This is a genomic window from Salinispora oceanensis (genome assembly GCF_000383575.1).
In the GTDB taxonomy this organism is placed as follows: Bacteria; Actinomycetota; Actinomycetes; order Mycobacteriales; family Micromonosporaceae; genus Micromonospora; species Micromonospora oceanensis.
Genome location: NZ_KB911579.1, coordinates 2,660,596 through 2,677,277 on the forward strand (window position 1 = coordinate 2,660,596; position 16,682 = coordinate 2,677,277).

Consider the following 16,682-nt stretch of genomic DNA (forward strand, 5'->3'; position numbering starts at 1 on the left):
TTTTGCGCAGCTGCCGGGCGGGTACGCATCCTGCCGGGACTGCTGGGTCGCTGAGCCGTCGTCGCCGGGCCCGCCCCCGCCGTGGGGGGGGTGGGACGTGTCCCACCGTCGAGTCCACTCGTTGCCAGGACAACGCCGTACGGCGGCGTTGCCAGCAACTGGGGAGGTCGCGGTGCGAAACGGGGGTGAGTCGGGGTGTCGAGGTGCGTGGTGATCGCGCGGCGTGCCGCCGCGTTGGCGGCACTGGTCGTGCTGGTACTGGCCGGTCACGGCGAGCAGCGCAACGCGGGCAGCCCAGCCACTCCACCTCCGCCGGTCCCGACGAGCCGCTGACCCGCACCGGGTATTCGGGCCAGATCCACCGGACGTTACACCGCCGCCCAGCGCGGAGGTTCCTCGTCCGAGGTCCCGGCGTTGGTCAGGTCGCTAGGATGATGGTCATCGCCGCGTAGCTGGTCAGCAACAGGATGCCCTCGAAGCCGAGCCGCCCCCAGCCGTACGCCTGCCGCACCAGAAGGCCGCCCAGCAGGATCGCGGTCATGAACAGCGCGCTGGTGGTCACGAAGAGTTGGGCGTCGCCCGCGGCGTGGTAGATCGAGCCACCGCGGTAGGCCACGTCGCCGACCACCAGGTTGAGGGCGTCCAGACTGTTGCCGCCGAGGACGGCGGCGATGGCCAGGGTCGGGGCGCCTCGGCGGACCGCCGCGACGGCGGTAACCGTCTCCGGGAGCGCGTTCACCGCGCCCATCAGGATCGCCCCGACGAAGCCCGCGCTCAAGCCGGTGCCCAGCACCAGGCTCTCGGCGGACCGGGCGATCGCCCATCCTCCCATCGCGACCAGCAGGCCCACCGCCGCGAAGCGCACCCAGAGCCGGCTGGAGCTGGTCCGGTCGAGGCTGCCGTGCTCGTGGGTGATGTCCGGCAGGGTCTCGGTGGTGGCGACGGCTCGCCACAGTGGACTCGCTCCGGAGCGGCGGACCAGGTGTAGGCCGCCGAGGTAGGCGGCGACCATGGCGACCGAGGCGGGGTGCAGGCCGGCCACGGTGACGTCCGGTGCGTAGCGGCCGAGCAGGGCCAGCGAGAGCAGCACGATGAGCAGGACCCCGAAGAGTACGTTCGACAGCGACGCCGAGGCGTGCTCCAGGTTGGCCCGGCGGTGGAAGGCGTCGGCCACGGCGACCGCGGTGGTCTGGGCGGCGATCCCGCCGACCGCGTTGCTGTAGCCGAGCTGCGGCTGCTCCGCGGCCGCGGTGACGGCGGTCATCACGATGCCGGACAGCGATGTCGCTAGCCCGATGAAGACCGCGCCGAAGAACGCCTCACCCCAGCCGGTTCGGTCGGCGAGCGTGTCGCCGAGGGCGACCAGGCGGATGCTGCCCAGCACCGTGAGGATCCCCGCCACCCCGAAGACGGCGATGCTCGGCCCGGTGGGCCACGGCAGGCTGGTCAGTACGTCCGGCACCGGCCGGGGATTCCCCGATCTGCCCGATCGAATCCCGCGGTGGCCGATGTCCGGATCGCAAACCCCGATGGCGGGCTGGCCGGAACGGGTTGGTGCATTTCGCCGCTACCGGAACAGCCAAATGCCTATGGTTCTTACGTCTTTGCCGTAAGGAGGCAGCTATGAGCATCTTCCATGGAACTGTCGGTTTCTACCGACACTTCCGGCCGGACATACCGACGGAGGTGGCCGATGTCCTGGACGCTGCGGTCCCCGCCGGTTCGCCACGACGGCTGCTCGACATCGGCACCGGCACCGGCCTCGTGGTGGAGGCGCTACGGGACCGGTTCGACGACATCATCGGCATCGACCCGGACGCCGAGATGCTCACCGCGGCCGAGAACGCACTCCGCCCGCGGCTACCCGCCGAGGCCCAGCTGCGCTTCCAGGAATCCACCGCGGAGGAGTACACCCCGCCAGCCGGGTGGCAGGCCGACCTGGTGACGATCTGCCGGACGTTCCACTGGCTCGATCAGGCGCGGGTCCTGAACCAACTGGACGCACAGATCAGCCGGGACGGTGCCGTCGCCATCTTCGCCGACAAGAGCTTCTGGGTCGCCGACAACGAGTGGGAACTGGCGGTCCGGGCGGTCATCCAAGAATTTCTCGGCGAACAACGGCGGGCGGGTGGTGGCACGTTCCACGGGCAGCGCCGCCCAGACCTGCAGGCCCTACGCGACTCGCCGTTCAACCGGGTCGAGGAGACCGTCGTACCGGTGCACCGGACCTGGACGGCCAACAGCATCCTCGGCTACCTGCACTCCACCACGTTCGCCGAACCGGAACTCTTCGGCGACCGGCTCCACGAGTTCGACGAGGCGGTCCGCGCCGTCCTGGCCCGGTACAGCGACACCGACACCTTCGTCGAGGAGAACGAGTTCCTCATCCACCTGGGCCGGCGGCCGAGCGCGAGCCGGTAACCGGCCGGACCAGGTGGCCTCGGCTTTTTTGGGTGGCTGCACGCGGTTCACCGGATGAACACCCGGGGCCGGCAGGATAGCGCCGACAAACCTTGTCGGCGTGAGGAGTTCTGCTGTGCCACCACGTTCACCCGACCCCCAGGGTGGAACCGCCACCGTGCCGAGGCGGCGGGCCAACTGCGGGCGCCGCGGCCTGCGCACCACCGCGATCACCGCGGTCCTGGCCGTTGCGTCCACCGGTGTGGTCGCCGCGCCGGCGACGGCCACCCCGGTCGAGGGCGCATCGGTTGACTACACCTCGCTCGTCAACCCGTTCGTGTCGACCGCCGGTGACTACGGCAACGACCTGCCCGGGGCGCAGGCGCCGAACGGGTTGGCGAAGGTCAGCCCGCTGACCATGCCGGAGCGCAACCACGCGGGCTACGACCACGACCAGAGCCACATCGCCGGCTTCACCCAGACGAACCTCGACGGGGTCGGCGGCTCCGGCGGCGGTGGCGACATCCTCGTCGTGCCGACCCAGGTCGAGTACAGCTCCCGGCCATCGAGCGAATCCTATGCACATCCGTTCACGCACGAGGCCGAGACGGCCGCACCCGGGTACTACCAGGTGCGTCTCGGCGAGATCACGGGCGCGGACGGCGCCGTGGAGAATGGCCCGGGCGAGATCAACGCTGAGGTGACCGCGACGACGCGTACCGCGCTGCACCGCTACGCCTTCCCCGCCGGAGCCACCCCGGAACTCGTCGTCGACCTGCACCACAACTTCACGAACCGGACCGGCTCGTCGGTGGACGTCACGCAGCTCGACGACGGTCGGGTCGCGCTCACCGGTGAGGTTCGGGGCAGCTTCTACGGCGCCTCCTACGCCCTGCATTACCACGCCGAGACCGAGCAGCCGGTCACCTCGGTCACCACGTGGGCAGCGGACGAGTTCGGCGACGCGGTGTCCCGGCAGGGCGTCGACACCGGCGCCATCCTCGCCTTCGCGCCCGAGGACGCGGACGAGATCGGCCTGCGTATCACGCTGTCGCCGATCAGCGTGGAGCAGGCGCGGATCGACCAGGTCGCCGAGGTCGGCGGCCGGACCTTCGACGAGGTACGCGCGCGCACGAAGGCGGTCTGGAACGAGCGTCTCGGCCGGGTCGACATCTCGGCCTCGGCGTCAGCCGACCCGGACGGCACCCTGCGTCGCCTCTTCTACACCCACCTCTACCGCATGTTCGCGCTCCCGGTGAACGCGACCAGCACCTCGGGCACCTACCGGGGCGTGGACGGCGTGGTGCACCAGGTGGACGACTTCACCTACTACGACGGCTGGGCGTCCTGGGACGACTTCCGCAAGTACTCCGTCCTGACGTACCTCGACCCCGAGCTGTACCGCGACATGATCCAGTCGCTCATCTACCTCTTCGCCGACGTGGCGAGCACCGGCAAGAGCATCGGCGGGCTCACCCACTCGGTGCCGACCGTACGGTGGGAACGCTCGGCGGTCATCGTCGCCGACGCCATCTCAAAGGGCTTCACCGGCTTCGAACGGCTCGACCAGGCGTACCCGGCGTTGCAGGAGTACGTCGGCTTCTCCGACGGCGACCAACTGGGCCAGGGGCACCCGGGAGACCGCCCCGGCGACTCGGTGCAGCGCGGCTACGACCAGTGGGCGCTGGCGATCATCGCCGACGCGCTCGGTCACGGTGCCGAGGCGACGCAGCTCCGCGAAGCGGCCGCGCTGCCGATGGCGAACCTGTACAAGCCGGGTGCGTGGACGGCGGCGGACGGCACCCAGGTCGGGCTGCTCACTCCGCGCGCGGAGGAGGGCGACTGGATCGAGGCCGACTACGAGCGGCTCGGCGCGGCGAACCTCTACCAGGGCACGCTCTGGCAGTACAACTGGTACCCGGTCTACGACCTGGCCGGCGTCGTCGCCGCGATGGGTGGGCCGGCGGCGGGGCAACGCGGGGCCGTGCACTTCCTCGGCGAGGACGACCCGGACAACGGCCTCGGCATGCTGCACTCGAACGCGAACGAGGTCGACCTGCAGGCGCCCTATCTCTTCAACTACGTGGGGCTGCCGAGCCTGACCCAGAAATGGGTGCGCACGATCTACACCAAGGAGAGCTGGAACCGCTACCTCGCCTCCAGCAGCACCGACGACTACCCCAGTAGCGACGGTGAGTTCCGCCCACCGATCAAGACCAAGGTCTACCAGCTTGACCCGCGTGGCTTCCTGCCCACCATGGACAATGACGCCGGCACGATGTCGACGATGTTCGTCGCCGCGGCCATCGGCCTCTTCCCGGTGACCTCGGGCTCGTCCCAGTACCAGCTCGGCTCGCCGTTCTTCGACCGCACGACCATCTCGTACGCGGACGGGCGCACCTTCACCGTCGCCGCGGACGGCGTCTCCGCCGACAACTACTACATTCAGTCCGCCGCGTTGAACGGGTCGAGCTTCGGCAACACCTGGCTCGACTACCACACCCTCGTCCAGGGCGGCGCCCTCGACGTACGGATGGGGGCCACCCCCTCCGACTGGGGTGCCGACAGCGAGCCGGCGTACTCGATGAGCACCGCGGGTGACGACGACGGCGGCGCGCCGAGCGACTACACCGTGCGCGCGTCGGCCACGACGATCGCCGCTCGCGCCGATGGTGCCCTGGATGGCTCGATCAAGCTCGGGCTGGAGGGGGGTGCCCGCTTCGCCGGCCGTCCCGGCACGGACTACCTCGAGACGGGCGCGGCCTCGATCCACGGGCTGCCGGCCGACGTCTCGGCGAAGGTTGAGGTCGTCAACGCGAAGACAGTCCGAGTGGCGCTGACCGGCTCGACCACGACCAGTGCCCGGTTCTACCTCACCTTTACCGACGCCGCCTTCGCCCGCGGCGTCTCCGCCGCCCAGGTCACCGGCGACGGGCTGTCCGCGCGCACCCCGCTGGCGATCTCGGTGGCCGCGGCGGAGCGCCAGCAGCTGCAGGAGCTCGTTGCCGAGGCCGTCCTGGTCCGCCAGGGAAACTACTCCTACGCCTCCTACCGGGTGTTCGACGCCGCGGTGCAGTGGGCCCAGGCGGCGCTCGCCGACACCTCCGCCAGCACGGCGACGCTGCGCAGCGCCGCCGAGTCGCTGACCGGCATGACCGCCGCGCTGGCCATCGACGAGGGCGGCCAGCGCGTCCTGGAAGGGGAGCAGTCCGACGAGTGGTCGGGCGGCGACCTGAAGAACGAGACGAACTCCGGCAGCGGCAACCTCGGTGGGGTGCGGGACGGCTCGTGGATCCAGTACCGGAACCTCGCCTTCGACGTCGCACCGCCGACGCTGGCGATCCGCTACGCGAGCAAGTACTCGCCCGACGGCGCCCCAAGCTCCCTGGAGGTGCGCGCGGGCACGCAGGACGGCCCGGTCGTGGGCGAGGCGCTGCTGCCCGGCACCGGCAGCTGGGGCAACTGGGTCACCACCCAGGCGGAGATCACCGACCCCGCGGCGCTCGTGCAGGCCCGCGACGTGACCTTCGTCTTCCACGCCCCGGACGGGCAGGACTGGGTGTCGAACTTCGACTGGTTCCAGTTCGGTCCGCAGCCCGACGACCCGGGGGACGGGCCGGTGGACACCACGGCGCTCGACGCCGCCATCACCGAGGCGGAGGAGTACGTCGACAGCGAGGACCGGTACGGGAGCATCGACTTCGGGGTGTTCCGCCAGGAGCTGGAGAAGGCCCGCGCGGTCGCCGGCTCCGGAACCGCCACCCAGGCCGAGGTGGACGCCCAGGCCCGGGCGCTACGGCTGGCGTACGAGCAGCTGGTTCCGCGGGCCCGGCTGGCGCTCGAGAACACTGTCGCGCAGGCGGACTCGCTCGATGAGGACCGGTACACCAAGAAAACCTGGAAGGCGCTGACCCACGCCCTCGACAAGGCCAAGGCCACCCTGGCCGACGCGGCGGCGAGCGACGCGAAGCTGACCAGGGCCGAAGTGGCGCTGGCGCAGGCGCTGGCCGGGCTGAAGGTGAAGCCAGCCTAGGCCCGGGGCCGTCCCTGCCCACCCAGCTCGTCGGCGAGGTGGGCAGGGACGGCGGCCGGGTCCACTGCCCCCCGCGCCGCCGTCGAAGCCCGGACCAGGTAGACGACGTCCGGTGCGCCGGCGTCGGTCGGTGTCTCCAGCAGTTCCAGGTCACCGAAGCGCTCCCGGAGGCGTCGCTCGAAGGCCTCGTCCCGGCTCGCGCTCCAGATCGCCAGGACACCCCCCGGCCGGAGTCGGTCGGCCACCAGGTCGAGCCCGCGCTGGGCGTACAACTCGGCGTTGGCCTCGAAGACCAGCCAGTTCGGGCCGTTGTCGGTGTCCAGGCAGATAGCGTCGTACTGGTCGTCGGTGTCGGCCAGCCAGGCGAGGATGTCCGCCTCGATGATCCGTACCCGGGGGTCGGTCTGCGCGGCGCCGGTGAGGTGGCGTAGGTGGTGGGCGTGCCAGCCGATCACGGTGGCCTCGATCTCGACCACGTCAACGGCGGCGAGCCGCGCGTGCTCGATCGCGCGCAGCAGCGAGAACCCGACGCCGAGCCCGCCGATGAGCAGCCGGGGCGCCGATGCCGTGCACCTGCTCATCGCCGCGTCAACCAGCAGCCGCTCGGACCGGCCGTCCGCGGTGTCCATCAGGAAGACGCCGTTGCTGATGACCTCGTAGCGGCCGTCCGCCTCGCGGAGCACCAGCTCACCCCGGCTGGTCGTCACCCGGTCCAGGGTGATCGGTGGCTGCCGGAAATCGTTCACGATAGGTACCCCCGCGGGACGTGAAAGACGGGACGGGTCAGGCGGGCCAACGCGTCGCATCACTATAGGCGCCGGTCAGCGAACCGTGCCGGGGAGTTCTGCGTCCTAACCTTTCATGGTGGACGCAGACGATGGGGAGCTGCTGCGCCTCGTCGGTACGGGGGACCGCGGGGCGTTCGAGCTGCTGTACGCGCGGAACGCACCCTGGCTGTTGCTCCGGCTCCGGCGCCGGTGCCGAGACCCGGAGCTGGCGCGAGAGCTGCTGCAGGAGACGTTCCTGACGGTGTGGCGGGCCGCGGCCAGCTACCGGGGGGACGGGACCGCGGTGGGCTGGCTGTGGTCGATCGCCAGCGGCAGACTGATCGATGCCCGGCGGCGGGCATCGGTTCGTCCGCAGCTCGTGCACGCGCCGGGGGAGGACACCCTCACCTGGTCGCCGTCGGCCGAGGACGAGGCCCTGACCGACGCGTACGACGCCGGGTTGGAACGGGCGCTGCATCAGCTCCCGCCGGAGTTGTCGGCGGTGCTGCAGGCGACGGTGCTGGACGGCCGGACCGTGCGGGAGGCGGCGACGTTACTGGGGCTGCCGGAAGGCACCGTGAAGTCCCGGGCGATGCGCGCCCGGCAGCAGCTACGGGCGGCCCTGTCATGACCGGTGAGCATGTGAGTGCGCAGGTGCTGGCGGCGTACGCCGAGGAGCGGCTGACCGACGGTGACGCCGAGTCGGTGGAGGCGCATCTCGACAGCTGCGACGCCTGCCGGGCGAGCCTTCCGCCGAGCGAGGAGGTGCAGCGGGTGGTCGCGAACGTCGCGCTGGCCTTGGACGACCGGTTGTCGACGCCGGGGCGGGTACCACCCGCGACCGGGTGGCGACGGGTGCGGGTGTTGGTGAGTGCCGCACCGGCCGTGCGGGCCGCGTGGCTGCTCTCCGTGCTCGTCACCGGGCTGCTGACTCTGGGGTTGGCGGTCAGCCCGCGGACGCTGCCACCGTGGGTGCTGCTGCTGGTCGCCCCGGCGCTGCCGGTGGTCGGTACGGCCCTGTCGTACGGGCCGCGTACCGACCCGCTGCACGAGGTGGTGGCGGGGACACCGCAGGGGGGCCTGCGAATCGTGCTGTGGCGCACGCTGGCGGTGCTGACCGTGGCCATGCCGGCGGTGGTGCTGGCCGCGGTGGTGACCGGGATCAGCACTCCCCTGCTGTGGATGCTGCCGGGCGCCGCGTTGACCGCCGGCACGCTGGCGCTCGGCTCGCTGATCGAGCCGACGTATGCCGCGGCGGTGGTGGCGGGGGCGTGGGCGGTGGTGGTGCTGGCGCCGCCGGTTGGTGGGTTGGTCGTCGTGGCCGCGAGTGCCCCCGCGTGGCTGGCCGTCACCGGGGTGGCAGTTGTCGTGCTGTACGCGCGGCGGGAACGAGTGGGGAGACAGGCGGGATGACGACAGTCAGCGTGGCCGGTCTGCAGGTCAGCTACGGAAAGCGGGTCGTCCTCGACGATCTGGCCATCGAGCTGGGCGTGGGCGTGCACGGGCTGCTCGGCCCGAACGGTGCCGGCAAGACGACCCTGATGCGGGTGCTGGCCACAGTGCTGCGCCCGGATCGGGGGGAGGTCCGGCTGCTGGGGCGCCGCATTGACGACCGGGTGGGGCTGCGCCAGGCCCGTCGCCGGTTGGGCTACCTGCCCCAGGCGTTCGGCTTCTACCCGCGCTTCACGGTCCGGGAGTTCGTCGAGTACTTCGCCTGGCTGCGGGAGATGCCGGCGGCGCGGATACCGCTCGCGGTGGACCGGGCCATCGAGCGGGTCGGTCTGCTCGACCGGGCGGACGACCGGATGAAGCACCTCTCCGGCGGAATGCTGCGGCGCGCCGGCATCGCCCAGGCCATCGTGAACGACCCGCGGGTGCTGTTGTTGGATGAGCCGACGGCCGGGCTGGACCCGGAGCAGCGGGTGGAGTTCCGAACGCTGTTGCGGGAGTTGGGCTGCGACGCCGTGGTGCTGGTCAGCACGCACCTGGTGGAGGATGTCGCGGCGGCGTGCGCCCGGGTCAGCCTGGTCGATGATGGGCGACTGGTCTTCGCCGGCCGCCCGGAGGAGCTGATCGCGGCCGGCGGGGACGGCGACAGCGGTGACTCCCCGATCGAGCGGGGCTACACGGCGGTGTTGCGCGGCGCGCGGCAGGTGTCGCGGTGAGGCGGGCGCTGTGGGTGGAGCTACGCCGCGGCACCGCACCCTTCGCGGCGCTGGCGATGTTCGGGGCCGGGGTGTGGGTGCTGGCGGTGCACCCGGACGATTGGGCCGGCCGTTGGGCCGGCCTCGCCGACTACCTGCGGGTGTCACTGCTGGTTCTCTGCCCCCTCATGGTCAGCGCCGGGGCGTGGCAGGCCGGCCGGGAGCGGCGACGCGACATCGGCGAGCTGATCGCCGCCACCCCACGCCCGGGCTGGCATTCGCTGGTGGCGGCCTGGCTCGCCGTGACCCTGGCCGGGATCGCCGGCCTGGTGGTCGCGTTCGGCGGGGCGGCGGTGCTGGTCGCGCGGGTCGCGACCTACGGCGGTGGGGACTGGTGGCAGCGGGCGTCCGTCGGGGTCCTCGCCCTGGCCGCCGCCAGCGCGGGTGGTGTCCTCGTCGGCCGGTGGGTCCGGCTGCGGGTGGTGGCGCCGATCGCCGGCCTGGCCACCTACGTGGGCCTGGGAATCCTGACCTACTGGAACGCGCCCCCCGCGCGGCTCTCCCCGGCCGACCCTCCCGGGTCCGCCTACTCGCTGGTGCCGGAGTGGGGCACCGGGTTGCAGGTCACCTGGCTGGTGGCACTGACCGCCCTGCTGCTCGCCGTCGCCGTACGCCGATGGCGCGTGGCGCTGCTGGCCGGTGCGGTCGCCATCGCCGCCGCGGTCCCGATCAGCACCGCGCCCAGCTGGTATCGCGCGCCGGCCGACCCGGCCGCGGTGGAGCTGGTCTGCACGAGCAGCGGCCCACAAGTCTGCCTGACCCGGGTCAACGCCTTTCTGCTCGACGAGGTCGCGGCGGTGGCGCAGCCGATCCTGGCCCGGCTCGACGGGATACCCGGAGCGCCCCGGCGGGCAGTTGATCAGGCCGTCCGGCCGCCAGGTGCTTCCGTCGCGGAGGATTCCGACACGGTCTGGCTCGGCCTGGACTTCCAGGCCACCGTCTTCGGCGGCCTGGTCAACATCGACTATTTGCGTGCGGCCTTTCGCCAGATGGCCGGAATCGAGTGTGCGTACTCGTTGGAGATTGACGGATTCGATCAGCGGATTCACCAGGCCGACAACATGGCCACCGACTGGCTGCTCGACGGGACGGGGTTCGGGGTAGGGGGAGCGTCGGCCGGGCTTCGCGAGCTGCCGCCGTCGGCGCAGCGCGCCTGGTTCGCCGACTACCTCGACGCCGCCGGTCGCTGCGACCTCCCGGCCCTGGTCCGCCTGGCGGAGCAGCCGTGACCGGTCGGCTGCTCCGGCTGCATCTGCGCGCGCGAGGAGCGTCGGCCTTCGTGGCTGGGGTCAGCGTCATCACGCTGCTGGCCTGGGCCGGTGGAACCTGGCTCGCCGGCCGGTCCTTCTTGGACGGGCCGGCCGCCCGCCTCCCCGTGGTCGTGCTCGCCCCGCTGCTGGCCGCGGTGCTGCTCGGGTCGACCCTGGCCGGGGCCGACGAGGAGCTCGAACGTGGCACTCCGCTGCGCTGGCCGGCCTGGCGGGCCGGGCATGTTCTTCTCGCCGTTTTCGCCGTGGCCGCGGCGCTCGTCCTGACGGGGCTGCGCGTTCCCGAGACGTTCGGTGCCCATGCGCTGGCCCGCAACACGTTCGGCTGGATCGGCCTGGTCGCTGGTGCCACGGCGCTGCTGGGCGCGCGGCTGGCGTGGTTGCCGGCCTTCGGCTACGGGTGTGCGGTCTACTTCGCCCGGCCCCGGGACACCGGTGTGTTCGTGGCGCTGTGGGCCTGGCCGGTGCAGCCCTCCGCCGCTGCCGCCTCGTGGTGGGCCGCCAGTGGAGTGCTCGCGCTCGGCCTCACCGGCTACGCGTACCGTGGTTCTGCCGTCAGTCGCCGCCCTCGCCCCAGCCAGTAACTGTCTGAAGTGGATCGGTCACAAACGTTCACAACGTACATATTGGTCGGTAGGGTGTCCTGAATGCGTCGCTTTGGGATGCTCCTGCGGTAGGTCCGTTGGGGCTCCCGGTGGTAGAAGACGGAGGACGGATCGTGACGGTTCCGCAGGAGGCTGGCGTACCAGTCGCCCGCATGACGTTCGAGGAGTTCCAGGCGCTCGGCCCCGGCGGCCTCTTCAAGGCCGACGTGCCGACGGTGATCTCACTGCCGGAAAGCGTGCGCGGGCTCGGGCGCGAGGGGGTGGCGGCCCGGCTGGCCGACATGACCGTCACCCTGTTCACCGAACCGGGCGACAAGCACCATCCCGGGCGCTGGGAGACCCGGGACATCACCCTGCGGGACTTCTTCGCCGACGAGCGCCACCTGACCGAGTCCGACACCTGGCACCGGGTGGTGTCGAACATCCGGAACAGCCCGGCCGACGTCAACGCCGTGATCGGCTTCGACGCCGAGGGGTTCTTCGGCTACGGCAGCTCGTTGTATGCGGCCAACCTCTGGATCAGCCACCGCGGTGTCTTTACCAAGAACCACTTCGACGAGTTCGAGAACTTCAACATCGCGCTGGAGGGCCGCAAGCGGTTCATCATCGCGCCGCCCGGGTCCCGCGACTACTACCCCCGGTCGGTGCTGCGCGGCTTCGGGGACAAGTCCCACGTGTTCGACCTCGACAACGTCGACCTGGGGCGCTTTCCGAAGGTGGCGCCGAAGCTCGCCCAGCGCCGCGACTTCGTCCTCGAACCCGGCCACATGCTCTACCTGCCGCTCGGCTGGTGGCACCAGGCCGAATCCCTCGACCCCATCAACATCAATGTCAACTTCTGGTTGAAGTCGAAGAAGATTCTGCGCCGGCCACATGTGCTGGGTGTCGCCCTCTACACGTACGCCTACCGGCGATTCAAGGGCGTCTACAGCTACCAGCCAACCGAGGTGAACTCGTGAGCGACCGCAAGACCATCACCCCCACGCACCGCTACCGCAACAACGACAAGCTCATCGGCATCGGCAACGCCTTCTGGAACATGTCCGAGGCGAACGGGGTCGCCGGCATCGTCGGTGACCTCGCCGACGGGATGTTCACCATGGCCGACGGCCACCAGTTCGTGAACTTCACCGTCTGCTCCTATCTGGACCTCGACACCCACCCGAAGGTCATCGACGGCGCGGTCGCGGCGCTCCGCCGGTTCAACGTGCTGGACCACTGCATTCCCCGCACCCGGGTGCAGACGCCGGTGCTGCTGGAGCTGGAGGAGTCCCTCGGTGAACTCTTCGGCGCGATGGTGATCAGCGCGGTCTCCACCGCCGCGGCGAGCACCGGCCTGCTGCCGCTGATCGCCTCCGGTCACCTCGGTAACGGCACCCGGCCGCTGATGGTCTTCGACAAGAACGCCCACGTGTCGCTGGCCAACGCCAAGCCGAGCTGCGCCGACGAGTCCGAGGTGGTCACCTGCAAGCACCACGACCTCGACTACCTCGAAGACATGTGCCGCACCTACGAGCGGGTCTGCTACGTGGTGGACGGTGCCGACAGCCTCGGCGGCTATGCCCCGGTCAAGGAGCTCGCCGACCTGCAGGACAAGTACAACATGCTGGTCTTCTACGACGACTCGCACTCGCTGTCGGCGTACGGGCAGCGGGGCATCGGCTACGTGCGGACCCATGCGCCCCTCCTCGACGAGCGCACCATCACCGTCGCCACGCTGAGCAAGGGCTTCGGCGCGGGCGGTACGGCGGTCCTGCTCGACGGCTACCCGCACGAGACGCGTCGGCTCGTCGAACGCTTCGCCGGCCCGCTGGGCTACTCGCAGAAGATGAACGCCGCCGCCGTCGGCGCCGCGCTCGCCTCCGCGGAGATTCACCGCACCGAGGAGCTGGACCAGCTCCAGGGGCGGCTCCGCGCCAACATCGCGTTGTTCGACTCGCTGCTCGACACCGAGCAGTCCGGCGAGTCGTACCCGATCCGGTTGGTGCCGATGAGCGACGACACGGTCGTTGACGCCGCCCAGCAGGTCTTCGCCGCCGGCTTCTACACCTCGCCGGTGTTTTTCCCGATCGTCGCCCGGGGGACCGCCGGGCTGCGGGTGATGCTGCGCGCCGGCCAACCCGAGGAGCAGATCCGCCGGCTCTGCGCGGTCCTGGTGCAGGCCGGGGCGCGTCCGGCCGCCCCGCTCGACGGGCCGGTCCTCCGGTGAGCGCCGCCGTGCGCGCCATCCCGCGCAGCATCCTCTACACCCCGGCGCTGTCCCTGGACCGGGTCGTGAATGCCTGGTCGTACGACGCGGACGTGCACCTGATCGACTTGGAGGACTCCGTCCCGCCGGCGGAGAAACCGGCCGCGCGGGTGGTCTGCCGGGACGCGTTGGACAAGGCCCCCCAGCCGGCCAACGTCGCCGTCCGCATCAACGAACTGGGCAGCGTCGAGGCCGTGCACGACCTGCTGCTGCTCGCGGAGAGCCCGGTGCGGCCCGGCATCGTCGTGATGACCATGGTCACCTCCGCGGCCGAGGTCACCCTGCTGCGGCGGATCCTGGCCTCGGCCGGCGCCCAGCCGGAGATCTATGTGACGGTGGAGACCGTCGAGGCGGTCACCGGGATCGACGCCATCGCCGAGGCGGCGGATGGGCTGGTGCTGGGCTCGGCCGACCTGGCCGCCACGCTCAACGTCGAGATCACCTGGGCGGCGATGCTCGCCGCCCGGCAGGCCATGGCGATGGCCTGCGCGCGGCACGGCACGGCCTGCGTCGACACCGCCAACTTCCGGCTCTCCGAGCCGGCCGTGCTGGCGGAGGAGACCGTGCGGGTGCGGGCTCTCGGCTTTCACGGCAAGGCGACGGTGCACCCCAGCGAACTGGCCACCATCAACCAGGCCCTGCGTCCCCAGGACAACGACCTGCGGCTGGCCCGTCGGGTGGTCTCGGCGGTCGGCAGCGCCAACGGCGGCATCGCCGTACTGGACGGCAGCATGGTGGGCCCACCGTTCGCCCGGATGGCCCACGCCACCGTGGCGCGCCAGGACGCCTGGGAAGCCCGATTCGGTGGTGCCGGATGACCGAGACGGCGATGGTCACCGCCGCCGACATGGCGGGCGCACGTCGGATGACCCAGGTGATCGACGTACTCGGCGAGATGTTCGTGGACCTCGCCACCGGCCGGACCCGCTCCCCGGCCCGGACGGTGGTGGAGCACGGCGAGCAGCGGGTGCTGCTGGTCAGTCCGGCGGTCTGGGAACGGCGTGGGGTCGGCAGCGTCAAGGTCACCACCCTGACCCCGGACAACCCGGGGCGGGGGCTGCCGCTGATCCACGGAGTCGTCGCCCTCACCGACCTGGAGACCGGGCGGATCACCGCGCTGCTGGACGGCGCCGAGCTGACCGCCGTACGGACCGGGGCGGTGGCGGCCCTGGCCACCCGCTTCTGCACCGCGGCGACCGCCGACGACCTCGCCGTGGTCGGTGCCGGAGTGCAGGCCCGCGCCCTCATCCGGGCGGTGGCGGCGGTACGTCCGATCAAGACCCTGCGGATCTTCTCGCGCACCCGGGCCGGTGCGGAGAAGCTCGCCGAGGAGGTGCGGGCGACGACGTCGATCCGGGTGACGGTCTGCGACAGCGCGCAGACCGCCGTCGCGGACGCGCCGATCATCTGCACGGCCACCTCCACCAGCGACAGCACGCCGGTGGTGGCGGCGGACTGGGTGGCGCGCGGGGCACACCTGAACGTGGTCGGCGGCACCCACCCGGACGCGATCGAAGTGGACCCGGCCCTGCTGGGAGACGCGGTGATCGTGGTCGAGGAACAGGCCGCCGCGGTGGACGGTGCGGGCGAGGTTCGGGCCGCCCTCGCCGCTGGTCTGCTCGTCGTCGACGAACTGCGGGAACTGGGTCGCCTGATCGGCGGCGAGGTCGAGTTCGGTGGCCGAAACTCGGTGCTACGCACGGTCGGGATGGCCCTTGAGGACACTGCCGCGGCGGTCGCGCTCCACGAAGCGGTGGCGCTGCGTGACGCGGTGGGGGAGTCGGATGCGCGGGGTTGAACCGGTCGCCACGACGGGACACCCGTGGTTCGGCGATCAACGGCTGGCGCCGGCCGCGCCGGCGGAGCTGCTCCGGCACCGGCTGCGCCGCGTGCTGCAGGACACCGGCTGGCCGTACCAGCCGGTGCTGCCGGCCGCGCCGATCACCATCCCTCGGGCCTCGTACGCGGAGCTGTTCCGGGTGGCCGGTGTCCTGCTGGGGCTGCTGCGCCGGACCGCACTGGAGACCGCGCCCACCGCTCGGGAGCGGCTGGCGGTCTACCGGATGCCGGCCAGCGAGGACCAGCTCTGGCAGCGCGACCCCCTCCTTGACGAGCGGTACGCGGACTGGGTGGCCCGGCCGGACGCGGTAGTCGGCCCGGACGGGCTGCGCTTCGTGGAGTTCAACGTCAGTGGCGCGCTCGCCGGTGCGGTGGAGACGCAGAGCCGCCTGGACGTGTGGCGTGGGCTCTACGCCGACGCCGACGGCCGCCTGCCGTACCACTCGCCGGACCCGTTCGCCGTGCGCGCCGAGATGTTTCGCTCGCTCAGCGCGGAGCTGGGGGTGGCGCCCCGGGTGGCCCTCGTCGGCAGTGCCCAGGTCCCGGGGGTTACCAGTTACTACTTCGAGGTTGAGGCCGAGTATCACCGTAGCCAGGGGCTTAACACCCGGTTCTTCGAGCCGAAGGAGCTGCACGAGGCGTGGGACTGCCCGCCGGAGCTGCGTTACCCGATCGGGCTGCGCAACTTCACCATCCCGGACTGGATTGACGCCGGCGTCCCCACGGCCGAGGTGCAGGAGGCCGTGGACCACGGCACCCTGCTGGTGGGTACCCAGACCGCCACCTTCCTGCACAGCAAACTGACCATGGGCCTGCTCTCGGAGGGGCGGCCCTGGCTGACCACGGCCGAGCGGGCTCTGGTCAACCGGTACCTGCCCTGGACCCGGGTGCTCTCCGAGCGACGGACCGAATGCGCGGGCGAGCAGGTTGACCTGCTGCCGTACGTGTTGCGCAACCGCGAGCGGCTGGTGCTCAAGGAGGCGTTGGGGGACTGCGGCAAGCAGGTGGTGATCGGACCAGCGGTGACTGCCGCGGAGTGGGAGGCCGCGGTGGCAGCCGGGGCCGACGGCACCAGCATCGTGCAGGAGTTCGTGCCGCCCCAGACCTGCCGGGTGGCACTGCTGGCAGATGGCACCGACGAACCCCACGACGCCGATGTCGCCCCGGTGCTGGGGCCGCTGCTGTTCGGCGGTCGGCCGGCCGGGCTGTGGTGCCGCTACCGCACCGATGGCGCGGCCGGAATCGTCAACGCCCGGGGATCGGCCACCGGGGCGGACAACGCCATGGTGGCGCTCTGACGGTTTGGGCGGCCCCTGAC

The 16,682-nt window shown here is 71.3% G+C and carries 15 protein-coding genes; 13 read left to right on the top strand and 2 right to left on the bottom strand.

Annotated features, from left to right (window positions below; translation table 11 throughout):
• The first annotated feature begins 210 nt into the window (after window positions 1–210).
• A complete protein-coding gene (locus SALPAC4_RS28820; RefSeq protein ID WP_263404846.1) occupies window positions 211–333 on the top strand; it encodes a hypothetical protein in 123 nt (40 codons plus the stop codon).
• Between the two features lie 85 nt (window positions 334–418).
• Here the strand turns inward: SALPAC4_RS28820 and SALPAC4_RS0112470 are convergent, their stop codons facing one another.
• On the bottom strand, window positions 419–1,462 hold the full coding sequence (locus SALPAC4_RS0112470; RefSeq protein WP_019870609.1) for a sodium:calcium antiporter: 1,044 nt from the start codon (window positions 1,460–1,462) through the stop codon (window positions 419–421).
• Window positions 1,463–1,623: 161 nt separating this feature from the next.
• Here SALPAC4_RS0112470 and SALPAC4_RS0112475 point away from each other — a divergent pair, with 161 nt between their 5' ends.
• Both SALPAC4_RS0112475 and SALPAC4_RS0112480 read left to right on the top strand, forming a co-directional pair.
• Window positions 1,624–2,421 (top strand): class I SAM-dependent methyltransferase, encoded by a 798-nt coding sequence (locus SALPAC4_RS0112475; RefSeq protein WP_019870610.1) that lies wholly within the window; start codon window positions 1,624–1,626, stop codon window positions 2,419–2,421.
• Between the two features lie 115 nt (window positions 2,422–2,536).
• A complete protein-coding gene (locus SALPAC4_RS0112480; protein WP_019870611.1) occupies window positions 2,537–6,433 on the top strand; it encodes a glycoside hydrolase domain-containing protein in 3,897 nt (1,298 codons plus the stop codon).
• On the opposite strand, the gene SALPAC4_RS0112485 is transcribed toward SALPAC4_RS0112480, so the two are convergent.
• Window positions 6,430–7,179, bottom strand: a complete 750-nt coding sequence (locus SALPAC4_RS0112485) for a spermine/spermidine synthase domain-containing protein (RefSeq protein WP_019870612.1) — start codon at window positions 7,177–7,179, stop codon at window positions 6,430–6,432. The genes SALPAC4_RS0112480 and SALPAC4_RS0112485 overlap by 4 nt on opposite strands.
• Window positions 7,180–7,294: 115 nt before the next feature.
• Here SALPAC4_RS0112485 and SALPAC4_RS0112490 point away from each other — a divergent pair, with 115 nt between their 5' ends.
• The 10 genes from SALPAC4_RS0112490 (at window position 7,295) to SALPAC4_RS0112535 (ending at window position 16,662) form a co-directional block, all read left to right on the top strand.
• A complete protein-coding gene (locus SALPAC4_RS0112490; RefSeq protein ID WP_019870613.1) occupies window positions 7,295–7,831 on the top strand; it encodes an RNA polymerase sigma factor in 537 nt (178 codons plus the stop codon).
• Complete coding sequence (locus SALPAC4_RS0112495) at window positions 7,828–8,613, top strand: zf-HC2 domain-containing protein (RefSeq protein WP_019870614.1); 786 nt, start codon at window positions 7,828–7,830, stop codon at window positions 8,611–8,613. Before SALPAC4_RS0112490 ends, SALPAC4_RS0112495 begins: the two co-directional genes overlap by 4 nt.
• The gene (locus tag SALPAC4_RS0112500; RefSeq protein WP_019870615.1) at window positions 8,610–9,365 is read left to right on the top strand and encodes an ABC transporter ATP-binding protein; all 756 of its coding nucleotides are present in this window, start codon (window positions 8,610–8,612) and stop codon (window positions 9,363–9,365) included. Before SALPAC4_RS0112495 ends, SALPAC4_RS0112500 begins: the two co-directional genes overlap by 4 nt.
• Complete coding sequence (locus SALPAC4_RS0112505; protein WP_019870616.1) at window positions 9,362–10,633, top strand: hypothetical protein; 1,272 nt, start codon at window positions 9,362–9,364, stop codon at window positions 10,631–10,633. The genes SALPAC4_RS0112500 and SALPAC4_RS0112505 overlap by 4 nt, the downstream gene beginning before the upstream one ends.
• Window positions 10,630–11,256, top strand: coding sequence for a hypothetical protein (locus tag SALPAC4_RS0112510; RefSeq protein ID WP_019870617.1), 627 nt, complete (start codon window positions 10,630–10,632; stop codon window positions 11,254–11,256). Before SALPAC4_RS0112505 ends, SALPAC4_RS0112510 begins: the two co-directional genes overlap by 4 nt.
• Window positions 11,257–11,429: 173 nt before the next feature.
• The gene (locus tag SALPAC4_RS0112515) at window positions 11,430–12,236 is read left to right on the top strand and encodes a cupin-like domain-containing protein (protein ID WP_018731524.1); all 807 of its coding nucleotides are present in this window, start codon (window positions 11,430–11,432) and stop codon (window positions 12,234–12,236) included.
• Complete coding sequence (locus SALPAC4_RS0112520; protein WP_019870618.1) at window positions 12,233–13,486, top strand: 8-amino-7-oxononanoate synthase family protein; 1,254 nt, start codon at window positions 12,233–12,235, stop codon at window positions 13,484–13,486. The genes SALPAC4_RS0112515 and SALPAC4_RS0112520 overlap by 4 nt, the downstream gene beginning before the upstream one ends.
• Entirely contained in the window at window positions 13,483–14,343 is an 861-nt protein-coding gene (locus SALPAC4_RS0112525) for an HpcH/HpaI aldolase/citrate lyase family protein (RefSeq protein WP_019870619.1), read from the top strand. Before SALPAC4_RS0112520 ends, SALPAC4_RS0112525 begins: the two co-directional genes overlap by 4 nt.
• A complete protein-coding gene (locus SALPAC4_RS0112530) occupies window positions 14,340–15,323 on the top strand; it encodes an ornithine cyclodeaminase family protein (RefSeq protein ID WP_019870620.1) in 984 nt (327 codons plus the stop codon). Before SALPAC4_RS0112525 ends, SALPAC4_RS0112530 begins: the two co-directional genes overlap by 4 nt.
• Complete coding sequence (locus tag SALPAC4_RS0112535) at window positions 15,310–16,662, top strand: hypothetical protein (RefSeq protein ID WP_019870621.1); 1,353 nt, start codon at window positions 15,310–15,312, stop codon at window positions 16,660–16,662. The genes SALPAC4_RS0112530 and SALPAC4_RS0112535 overlap by 14 nt, the downstream gene beginning before the upstream one ends.
• Window positions 16,663–16,682 lie beyond the last annotated feature (20 nt).

Excerpts from the sequence above, each read along its gene's own strand:
- SALPAC4_RS0112475 (WP_019870610.1), top strand. The coding sequence starts at position 1,624 with ATGAGCATCTTCCATGGAACTGTCGGTTTCTACCGACACTTCCGGCCG.
- SALPAC4_RS0112490 (WP_019870613.1), top strand. The coding sequence starts at position 7,295 with ATGGTGGACGCAGACGATGGGGAGCTGCTGCGCCTCGTCGGTACGGGG.
- SALPAC4_RS0112495 (WP_019870614.1), top strand. The coding sequence starts at position 7,828 with ATGACCGGTGAGCATGTGAGTGCGCAGGTGCTGGCGGCGTACGCCGAG.
- SALPAC4_RS0112500 (WP_019870615.1), top strand. The coding sequence starts at position 8,610 with ATGACGACAGTCAGCGTGGCCGGTCTGCAGGTCAGCTACGGAAAGCGG.
- SALPAC4_RS0112515 (WP_018731524.1), top strand. The coding sequence starts at position 11,430 with ATGACGTTCGAGGAGTTCCAGGCGCTCGGCCCCGGCGGCCTCTTCAAG.
- SALPAC4_RS0112530 (WP_019870620.1), top strand. The coding sequence starts at position 14,340 with ATGACCGAGACGGCGATGGTCACCGCCGCCGACATGGCGGGCGCACGT.
- SALPAC4_RS0112535 (WP_019870621.1), top strand. The coding sequence starts at position 15,310 with ATGCGCGGGGTTGAACCGGTCGCCACGACGGGACACCCGTGGTTCGGC.